The 10,565-nt window shown below is 37.7% G+C and carries 7 protein-coding genes; 5 read left to right on the top strand and 2 right to left on the bottom strand.

Features of this window, described 5'->3' with window-relative positions; translation table 11 throughout:
- Positions 1-167: 167 nt before the first annotated feature.
- Positions 168-671 (bottom strand): GNAT family N-acetyltransferase, encoded by a 504-nt coding sequence (locus tag D1839_RS00610; RefSeq protein ID WP_120377954.1) that lies wholly within the window; start codon positions 669-671, stop codon positions 168-170.
- 663 nt (positions 672-1,334) lie between these two features.
- Between D1839_RS00610 and D1839_RS00605 the strand changes: the two genes are divergently transcribed.
- On the top strand, positions 1,335-1,793 hold the full coding sequence (locus D1839_RS00605; RefSeq protein ID WP_120377953.1) for a YaiI/YqxD family protein: 459 nt from the start codon (positions 1,335-1,337) through the stop codon (positions 1,791-1,793).
- 240 nt (positions 1,794-2,033) lie between these two features.
- Here D1839_RS00605 and D1839_RS00600 read toward each other — a convergent pair whose 3' ends face one another.
- The gene (locus D1839_RS00600; RefSeq protein ID WP_120377952.1) at positions 2,034-2,507 is read right to left on the bottom strand and encodes an acyl-CoA thioesterase; all 474 of its coding nucleotides are present in this window, start codon (positions 2,505-2,507) and stop codon (positions 2,034-2,036) included.
- 2,093 nt (positions 2,508-4,600) lie between these two features.
- Between D1839_RS00600 and D1839_RS00595 the strand changes: the two genes are divergently transcribed.
- From D1839_RS00595 to treR, 4 genes are all read left to right on the top strand, one after another.
- Positions 4,601-5,161, top strand: coding sequence for a hypothetical protein (locus D1839_RS00595; RefSeq protein WP_120377951.1), 561 nt, complete (start codon positions 4,601-4,603; stop codon positions 5,159-5,161).
- A gap of 403 nt (positions 5,162-5,564) precedes the next feature.
- A complete protein-coding gene (gene treP / locus D1839_RS00590; protein ID WP_120377950.1) occupies positions 5,565-7,472 on the top strand; it encodes a PTS system trehalose-specific EIIBC component in 1,908 nt (635 codons plus the stop codon).
- A 435-nt stretch (positions 7,473-7,907) separates the two neighbouring features.
- Positions 7,908-9,572 (top strand): alpha,alpha-phosphotrehalase, encoded by a 1,665-nt coding sequence (treC, locus tag D1839_RS00585; protein ID WP_120377949.1) that lies wholly within the window; start codon positions 7,908-7,910, stop codon positions 9,570-9,572.
- Positions 9,573-9,657: 85 nt separating this feature from the next.
- Positions 9,658-10,365, top strand: a complete 708-nt coding sequence (gene treR / locus D1839_RS00580; RefSeq protein WP_120377948.1) for a trehalose operon repressor — start codon at positions 9,658-9,660, stop codon at positions 10,363-10,365.
- The last annotated feature ends 200 nt before the right edge of the window (positions 10,366-10,565 follow it).

Genomic DNA, 10,565 nt, shown 5'->3' with positions numbered 1-10,565 from the left:
CAAACCTAGATTAGTTACCATGCTGCAAGGGGTCAAGTGGTTTCTCACCGCATGTACCACAACGCTGATTCTACAATACGTGTTGCCTCCCCTGCTAAAATCAATCCTCCTTACCATAAATGGACAGTTTCAACCACTACTTACTAAAATGAAGCGTCTCCAAACAATTACCCATTGTATATCCAGAACCTCCTCGTCTCCTTACCATCTTCGTCTATATGTGGGTGATCCTCTCTTCCTCCATTTTTGAGGATCGCTTTTGCTGATCCGATGTTGTCCGTAGTACAGGTAACGAGTACTTGTTTGATGTGCAACTCCTTACATATCTGTAACGCCTCATGAAGGATTCTCGTTGCATATCCCTTTCTTCGCTCGGATGGCCGGACGCCATAACCAATGTGTCCTCCCACTTGGAATAAAAAATCATTAAGTTCATGTCGAATATCAACCATAGCAACTATTTTGTCTTTATCGTTTACTAAAAAATAACTGGAGCTAGGCACCCATTTTTCTTGTCCACTTTCTCGTTCAGCAAGTACATGTAAATACGTTTCATAAGTTTGGTGACCTGTTAGCTCGAAGCTGCTGGGAATCATTCGCGTTGGACCCCATTCCTCCATATAAGCTCGATGCTCCTTCTCCCATTCCAAACCTGGTTTGACTAACCGCATGGTATCACCACTTCCAATAATAAATGATAGTCTCCTACCCGGAGAAGCAAATCATAAAACAATTTCTAGTTGTTTAGGTTAATAGTCCACTATAAACTAGTTTCTATTTGAGCACTGAGCAAACAAATCATACAAGGCTTAAAAAGCATATGAATTAAACTGTTAGTAATTATAATCCATAACGCTCGACAATGAAAGTTTTATTTTTTTATTTTTCTAAATTTCATCCGGTTGGATAATCTGTACTTCACCGAGTTTAAGTGGAAGATAACCCGGACGTAAATGCCCGATTCGTCCATCTAACAATCTATGCGGGATGAATGAAGCCCCCACTGGTGGAAGATTCACTTTATTACTCGAGTAATAAGGTTCCAAATGAAACGAGGAGGAGAATCAAAACCCAGTTTGATCCACCCCTCCCATATACTTTTCACAATTCCATAACCTTCGCTTCATTTTTACAATCCGTGTTGACAAGCCAACGAGGTGTATACCCACGACAAGTTAATGAGAGAGCATTCTTTTATTAAATCAACTAAAACAGGAAACACAAGAAGATAGTTCCCGTAATAATTTGGTATGCTCGGGCTATATGACTTGACTTTTACATGTATTCGAATTATGCTCACTGCAATGCAAAAGAACGATGGAGAGGTTATGTTAATGCAAATATATGTCGATGCAGATGCGTGTCCTGTAAAAGATCAGATTATCAAGTTAGCGAGAGAATTCCAAATTCCCGTAACACTTGTACAAAGCTTTTCCCATTATTCTAGTAAAGCTATGCCTGAAGGAGCCGAAACCATTTATGTGGACTCCGGAGCTGATGCTGCCGATTATCGAATAATGAAACTCGTCAGTCAGGGTGATGTTATTGTCACACAGGATTATGGTCTGGCTTCATTAGGACTCGCGAAGAGGTGTGATGTCGTCCACCACAAAGGCTTCATTTATACGGATGAAAATATCGACTCTCTTTTACAAACACGTTATTTAAATGCGATGGCGAGAAAGAGCGGAAAACGAACGAAAGGTCCTAAAGCTTTTTCTGAAGAAGATCGAAAGCTATTTGAAACTCGCTTTCGATCACTACTAGAACAAAGGCGCAGGGCGCGCGGTTAGCAACGTAGCGAGTGGAACGAAGCAACTAAAGTTTTAGGAATCATGGGAAGACGTTGTTGCACGAACCAATGATGACTTATCGTAGGGCGATTCGTGAAGTCGCCTAGTTGCTGGGCGCTTGCGCCGGACGTGGCTAATCAACTTAGTAAGTTTATCCACAGCTGCAAAATTTTATAATTTCCTAGACTACAAGAAAAAACTGTCGATCCACAATAGATCAACAGTTTTTTCTTTACTTATTTATTTTCGATTGGTATAACGCAGTTTCCGGTTTTCTCTACGAAAAGGAGCCGACTCAAATAAAATTTTCTCTTCTTCCGTTTCCGGATATACTTGCGGTACTGGTATTGGTTTTCCTTCCTCATTGACAGCAACCATCGTGAGAAAGGACTCTGTCGTTAAACGCTCTTCCTGATTAATTAAATCGCGAGCAGTTACTTTCACATATATCTCCATGGAGCTTCTTCCTGTATAAGTAACAAAAGCTTCTAGAGTTAACGAATCACCTGCTCTTGCAGGTGATAAGAAATCAACGGAATCAATAGATGCTGTCACTACGGTACTTTTTGCATGCTGCATAGCACATAGTGCGCCAATTTCATCAATATACGCTAATATTCTCCCACCAAATATGGTATTTAAATGATTCGTATCCGGTGGCAAAACCAATCTTGTTTGAATAGTTTTTGATTCACTCATTGCTAGTTTTTCCATCTGTTTTCCCCCTTGCATGAAACTTGTTACCCTATTCGCTTATCTACGCAATGATCTAGTTGTGCTTCTATAAAAGGTCTAAAATTTCTATGGATGGGATAAAAAGAAAAAAATAATATAAATCTCTTTTGGCTAGCCATCCTAATTAAAATTGCCTCGATTTAGCCAATATAGGAATTTACTAATCATTTTTACCAAAACTGTTAAACCTTATTTCCAAATACTTCAACCAAAACACTTATCCACATCACATAGAACAAAGGCGTAGGGCGATTCGTGAAGTCGCCTAGTTGCTGGGAACTAGAGCCGGACGTGGCCATTCCGTTAAGTCCGTATCCACAAAGCAACAATTTTTAACTTTCTTATCTTTTTAGAAAAACTTGGCTTTACGCTAAGTCTTATGGCGAAAGCCTTTTTGTTTTTCTTATGCTATAAATCAAAAAAGTCTTATCCTTTCTATAGTGCAATGAAAAACACCTTCCTTAACGAGAAGATGTAACAATAAATGGATGTGAAAAATAAACGCAAGCGTTCTGGGATTGATTACATCCCTTCACTCGATTTACATCGATTAGAATTAGATTCTCTATTAAAATGGTAGCCTCATATATAAAGACACAACTATAGTATTATAACATATATTAATAAATGTCGTTTTGACAGAAATCCCTTACAAACAGATTGCATATTATTTATTTGTTAAAATTTATTTATAAAATAAAACTTCAGTTCATAAAGGGGCATTTTATTTTATCCCCTACCAATTAATTGAATGACTAGTATCTGACATTTAACTTGCAGCTGTTCCCCAAATGGTAAGCACTAACAGATAAAAGCAGATTAGTTCGATGTTTTTATACGAAGTAGGCGATAAGACAGCCGTGGAAGTATTGGAGAGAAGGGTAAAGTACGAATGCAAGCGAAAATGACATTAGCTAGAAGCAAGAGGCACTATTTGGATTCAGATGACCAAAGCAAGGTATTATAAGCGAAACAATGTATAACATTGAAAACAATATACCAACTAAATGGAGGCAAAAGAAAAAATTGCAATGGGCTTTTTCCCCGACACTCTGATTATTAGTATCCTAAAAGACTTAACCTTTAAACAGAATAGGTTAGTTGGCTTGTAGTTTGTACCTTACTCATCCAGGCTTGGGTTCACTCACAGAATGGAAGAACAGATCCATTACACGAGTTACATGCAGGATAGACACCGGAAAGATTGCCCCTATTGATTCGAAGACTGCAGGGAAAATTTTGTCTAGCTTAAGCACTTAAGCTAGACAAGCTTTTTTGCGTAAATCATTATCTTAATAACTATCTTTAAAAGGTAGCCTTAATCGGGGTGAACATAGATTCCAATAAGCAGGCTATTGGTGATGAAGTGACTTGAGGATCTTCATTTCATAAAACATCCAATAGTTGATTTTATCCATGAAGTAGAAAGGTTGTCTAATTAAAGATAGCCTTTTTACTTTATAGACATTATTGAAATTCGCAACACTACCTTGCATTAATTAATAGTTAGGTATAAACTATAGTCAGCTATTATACATTATATAGTACCAAACCCATAAATAAAAGAAGTAAAAATACGTCTAAAGTCGTAGAGGGATATATCGCTTTAGTATCTTCATTTGGATTCATACCATATTTACAATTAAAACATGTGTATAGTGTTATTACATATATATATGTTTAAAACCAAAAAATATGGATGTAACTACAGCTACGAACGTGAGCAAATTATAATGAATCACAAAACATATACAACCATCATTCTGTATTTTATAAATTTCGTTACATTCGAATGAGAAGCGAAATAATAGGCTACCAATCTAGTCCGCTACCCTACAGCGCTCTTTTAAGAATACACATTATGATTTAATTAATGTGGCTAAATGAAAAGCTAACAGAATCAACACTTTCGAACTCTCAGATTATAAGCAACAGCTTAAATAAGGTAGAAACCAGCTATAATGGAATTCTAAACATTTAAAGAAAAATTTTAGAATCCAATCCAAGAGCTGTATCGTATATACCATTACGAAGATAGAAAGACGGATTAATTCATGATAGGAGAGATAATGGTGCAACAAAAAGAAATCTACTTGCTTCTTACAGATACAAGATCTTGGTTCACGAGATTAATTAAATTGTACACAAAAAAACCGTACAATCACGCTTCCATAGCATTCGATCAAGAGCTTGAACAAGTTTACAGTTTTGGCAGAAAAGCGCCTAAAAATCCTTTTATAGGGGGCTTTGTAAAAGAAAATATGAACGAGGGTTTATTTAAACATGCTAATGGTGTCATTTATTCTGTATCGGTCACAGAAGAGCAGTGGCAAAAAATACAACAATATATTCACAAAATAAATGCAGAAAAAGATGTGTATCGTTATAATTTCATCGGTTTATTTGGCTTTCTTCTTAAACGACCTATTAATAGAAAAAATGCCTTTTTCTGCTCGCAATTTGTTGCTACCGTTCTTCAAGAAAGCAACGTAACTCAGTTCAATAAACCAATTCCGTTAGTTACACCTTACGACTTGCAAAAGGCAGATGTGTTTCAGCTCGTTTATAAGGGAGAAATAAAGGAGTATTGCAAGCAACCTCAAGTTAGCAGCACACAAACTACAAACTGCTAGAGCTAAAAATACTCCCTCTCCCTCCCCTCCCCTCCCCTTTCTTGCTTTTATCATCTTTATTTGACTGCTCCATTTCTCATTTTTGATACTCCATTTTATTACTAGCTTACGGTGGATATATAACCAACCTTTTCGCAGCAACTTCGGAGATGAGGCGAGCGCCTGCAACAGCGGAACTCGATTTTTCCACTGCGATGTACGACTTTCCAGATCCGAGGAGCAACTTTACGACCAGCATATGCGTTTGGTCTTCTCCTGATCGTCCATACTGTTAAGTAATTAAAAGATATCTTGAATTCTTCATTTAAAACGCTTGCAAAACATGTATATACAAGTTATAATACAATTAACTTGTATATACATGTTAAATTGATTAATTAAAATATTATGAGGAGGAATTCCAATGGGGAATGGAAAACAAGCGATTTACGCACCTCTTAGCGGAAATGTTATATCAATAAAAAAAGTCGCTGATCCAACCTTTTCACAAAAAATGATGGGAGAAGGTTTAGCTATAGAGCCGAGCGCTGGGAAAGTTGTTGCTCCCTTTTCCGGAAAAGTAGTCCAACTTTTCTCAACCAAACATGCCATTGGACTTGAAAGCGATACCGGTATTGAATTGCTTATTCATATTGGTCTTGAAACAGTTAATTTGAATGGTGAAGGATTTGACGCCTTTGTAAAACAAGGAGATCGAATCCAAAAAGGAGACACACTCCTTATATTTGACATGGATTTGATAAAGAAAAAGGGTTTTAATTTAGTGACTCCTATTATTATTACGAATAGCGCTGATTGGAGCCTTTCAAGCCTTACAACCAACACATCCATTCAAGCGGGGGATGAACTGTTTACTTTAACACAGCAAAGACGACAAACAAAGCAGGCAGAATCCACCAAGCCGTTTACCGAAGAAGCAAAGGACATTGTTAAAGCGATTGGCGGTGTGGACAATATCCAAGCGGCCACACACTGTGTTACAAGACTCCGGTTTGCATTAAAAGATGAAAACAAAGTGGACACTCAAGCGTTGGAAAAATTAGATGTGGTAAAAGGTTCATTTACGGCAAATGGTCAATTCCAGGTTGTTATTGGTCAAGGTACGGTGGATAAAGTGTATCAAGCGATGGTAGAGAAAACAGGTATTCGGGAAGCCTCTAAAGAGGAAGTGAAGGCAGCTAGCGGGCAGAAACAAAACGCTCTGCAACGCGGGATTAAAATGCTGGCCGATATTTTTATTCCTATTTTACCTGCCATTGTAACAGCAGGACTCTTAATGGGAATCAATAACATTCTAGCTAATCCGGGCATTTTTGGGGATCGAGCTGTTATTGAAATGTACCCACAATGGGCGGGTATTGCTGATATGATTAATATCATTGCAAATACAGCACTTACATTTTTACCTGCTTTAATTGGCTGGTCAGCAATGAAACGATTTGGTGGCAGCGAATTATTAGGCGTTGTGCTTGGGTTAATCCTTGTACATCCAGCTTTACTCAATGCATGGGAATATGGTGCAGCTTTAAAAGAAGGAGCGGTGCCAACATGGAATTTATTCGGACTGGAAGTAAATAAAATTGGTTATCAAGGTCAAGTATTACCTGTATTATTTGCATCTTGGGTACTGGCGAAAATTGAATTATTCTTACGGAAGCGCGTATGGGATTCTATTCAATTGCTTGTTGTAGCACCTGTCGCATTACTCGTAACTGGATTGTTAACATTTATTATTATTGGGCCAATTACCTTTACCATCGGAAATTGGATTACAGATGGGTTAGTAGCATTGTTTGATCATTACGCAGTAGTTGGAGGCTTCGTGTATGGAGCTTTGTATGCCCCCATGGTTATTACCGGAATGCACCACACTTTCCTTGCCGTTGATTTACAATTAATCGGCAGCACTAACTCTACGTTTCTATGGCCAATCCTGGCGTTATCCAATATCGCCCAAGGAGCAGCTGCTTTTGCAATGATGCTTGCAGCAAAAGATGATAAGTTAAAAGGACTTGCAGGAACATCCGGGATATCTGCATGGCTCGGTATTACAGAACCAGCAATGTTTGGAGTGAACTTGCGTTTTAAATATCCATTTATTGCTGCCATTGTCGGATCCTCTATTGCTGGAGCGTTTATCACCATGCAAAAGGTACTAGCCACTTCTATTGGTGTAGGTGGTTTGCCGGGAATATTTTCCATTATTCCAGAACATTGGTTCTCCTTTATTATCGGAATGATCATTGTTATCATTGTGCCTTTTGTCATTACGTATATTATAGCTCTCCGCAAGCGTAAATCACTCGAGTAAAGCCATATAAAACCTGGCTGGCGCTTATGCGTTAGCCTTCATTGCTATCAAGTGGAGCTTCAAATAATGGGCTTTCACCAACACGGATTGTTAGGTGAATGAATAATCGATTATTTGACTAGTGTTTGGACGCTTCACTTACCCTCCAAGGGTTCACAAGTAGTATTGAGAGAGTAAGACTTACTGCCTAATTATATGTAGGAGAAAATGCATGCAAGCACCAAGTTATGTGCAGGAAATTACCCTATTCATTAGAGAGAGGAGAGATTAGATAGTGACTAAATGTAATAGTTAACATGCAGACTCCATTCGTAGTAGTAATTTTTTACTTTTTCTATACAAGTAACTGCGCAAATTTTTCTTACGATCCAAACAATACCGTCCCTTCCACTACGACGGAATAACAACAATAGAATCAGCAAATGAGGTGTTGACATGAATGAAGCTTGGTGGAAACAAGCTGTCGTTTATCAAATTTATCCAAAAAGCTTTCAGGATACAACCGGTGATGGCGTGGGTGATTTACAAGGTATTATCCACAAACTCGATTACTTAAAGGAATTAGGTGTGGATGTAATTTGGCTAACTCCTGTTTATCAATCACCCCAAAAGGATAACGGTTATGATATCAGCGACTACTATGCTATCGATCCCATGTACGGAATCATGAATGATTTTGAAGAATTATTAGCTGAAACACATCAGCGTAACATGAAGCTAATTATGGATTTAGTCATTAATCATACTTCTACCGAGCATGCGTGGTTTAGGGAAGCTACTAAATCTAAAAATAATCCATATCGTAATTTTTACATTTGGAGAGATCCAGTAAATGGTGGTCCACCAAACAATTGGTTATCTAAATTTGGCGGTTCTGCTTGGGAGTATCATAAAGAAACAGGGCAATATTACTTACATTTATTTGATCAAACCCAAGCTGACCTAAACTGGGAAAATCCGCAAGTTCGAGAAGAGCTATACAAAATGATCCAATTTTGGGCAAATAAAGGAATTGATGGTTTCCGTCTCGATGTAATCAATTTAATTTCCAAGGATCAACGTTTCCCGAATGATGAACATGGTGATGGCCGAAGATTTTATACGGATGGACCAAGGATTCATGAATTTTTACATGAGCTAAACAAAAAAGTGTTCCAGCCAAATAATATGATGACGGTTGGCGAAATGTCATCTACTTCATTGGAGCAGTGTATTCTTTACACGAAACGCGAGCGTGAAGAATTAGATATGACCTTCCAATTCCACCATTTAAAAGTCGATTACCCTAATGGGGAAAAATGGACCGTAGCTCCTTTTAACTTTATTCAGCTAAAAGAAATTATCAACAGATGGCAAGTTGGCATGTATGAAGGTGGCGGATGGAATGCCTTGTTTTGGTGTAACCATGATCAGCCTAGGATAGTCTCTCGTTTTGGAAGTGATGAGAAATATCATGCAGAATCAGCCAAAATGCTGGCTACAACACTGCATATGATGCAAGGTACCCCGTATATTTATCAAGGGGAAGAATTAGGTATGAAAAACGCTGGTTTTACCTCTATCAATCAATACCGAGATGTAGAATCGTTAAATGCGTATAACCAGTTAAAAGAAGCAGGTAAATCAGAAACAGTCATCATTGAAATTTTACAACAAAAATCAAGAGACAATGCTCGTACTCCTATGCAATGGTCACCAGTGAAAAATGCTGGCTTTACTTCTGGTACACCTTGGATTCCATTAGCAAAAAACTATAATACCATTAACGCAGAAAAGATGGTAGCAGAATCAAACTCGATTTTTAAACATTATCAATCACTTATTTCCTTACGGAAAAAATATGATATCATTACGTATGGAGACTTTAAAATCATCGATATAAACCACCCAAGTGTATTTGCTTATACTCGCAAATGGCAAAATAACAGATTAATCGTCGTAAGTAATTTTTACGGTGAACATACGGAAATTAGCATTGATGATTTAGGTCATAAAGAAAGTACTATCTTACTGTCTAATTATCCTGATTCATCGCCCATTTCAGAAGCAATACCGTTGCGCCCTTACGAGTCCATCATTTATTATGTAACAACTAATTAAAACAGCTTATCTTTAGGAAATCGTGAAGCGCGCCCTTTGTTTATATGGTATGGTGGAAGATATCAATCCATAATGAGGGATGACTATGCAAAAGAAATATATCAGCATTTACCATCAATTAGTTAAACAAATAAATCATGAGCAATTGCCTGTTAATACGTTACTGCCTTCCGAAAATGAATTGGCGGAAACATATCAAACATCAAGGGAAACCATTCGAAAGGCATTGCATTTATTAGCACAACATGGTTACATTCAAAAGATACGCGGGAAAGGGTCTGTGGTTATCGATCGAAACAGGCTTGATTTCCCTGTATCTGGAATTGTCAGCTTCAAAGAACTGGCTAAAAAATTAAACTTAGCCGCCATAACAACGGTCACTTATATGGAAAGGGTAGAACGTCCCAACCCAATCTATAAAACCATGTCCACAAAAGAACCAATTTGGAATGTCAATCGCGTAAGAAACATTGATGGGGAAAACGTTATTTTAGACAAAGATTATTTTATCGAAACAATTATCCCTATGCCCAGCCGGGAAACATGTGCGCAATCGATATACGATTATATTGAGCATGAACTTGGTTTAACCATTAGCTTCGCTCAAAAAGAAATTACCGTTGAAGAACCTACAGAACAAGACAGAGAGTTATTGGATTTAAAGCATTATACAAACGTAGTTGTAATTAAAAGCTTAGTTTATTTAGACGATGCTAGGTTATTTCAATATACAGAGTCTCGCCATCGACCAGATAAATTTAAGTTTGTGGATTTTGCAAGAAGGATGAATTGAAGCTTTATAAATAGAATTCTCCCTTCGTTAGTATCATCATAAAAACACCACCACCCTATCTATTACAAGAAGGAATAGTGTGTACTAACACTATTCCCTTCCTGTACTCTTGGAACAAAGGCACGGGGCGACCGTTTAGCAACGTAGCGACTTGATCGAATCAACTAAAGATAAAGGAATCATGCCCCTGCAACAGGAGT

The sequence above is a fragment of the Roseburia sp. 1XD42-34 genome, from assembly GCF_009917385.1.
GTDB lineage: Bacteria > Bacillota > Bacilli > Bacillales > Amphibacillaceae > Virgibacillus.
This window is presented reverse-complemented; position numbering and strand designations above follow the sequence as displayed.

Excerpts from the sequence above, each read along its gene's own strand:
- D1839_RS00605 (WP_120377953.1), top strand. The coding sequence starts at position 1,335 with ATGCAAATATATGTCGATGCAGATGCGTGTCCTGTAAAAGATCAGATT.
- treC (WP_120377949.1), top strand. The coding sequence starts at position 7,908 with ATGAATGAAGCTTGGTGGAAACAAGCTGTCGTTTATCAAATTTATCCA.
- treR (WP_120377948.1), top strand. The coding sequence starts at position 9,658 with ATGCAAAAGAAATATATCAGCATTTACCATCAATTAGTTAAACAAATA.
- treP (WP_120377950.1), top strand. The coding sequence starts at position 5,565 with ATGGGGAATGGAAAACAAGCGATTTACGCACCTCTTAGCGGAAATGTT.
- D1839_RS00610 (WP_120377954.1), bottom strand. The coding sequence starts at position 671 with ATGCGGTTAGTCAAACCAGGTTTGGAATGGGAGAAGGAGCATCGAGCT.
- D1839_RS00600 (WP_120377952.1), bottom strand. The coding sequence starts at position 2,507 with ATGGAAAAACTAGCAATGAGTGAATCAAAAACTATTCAAACAAGATTG.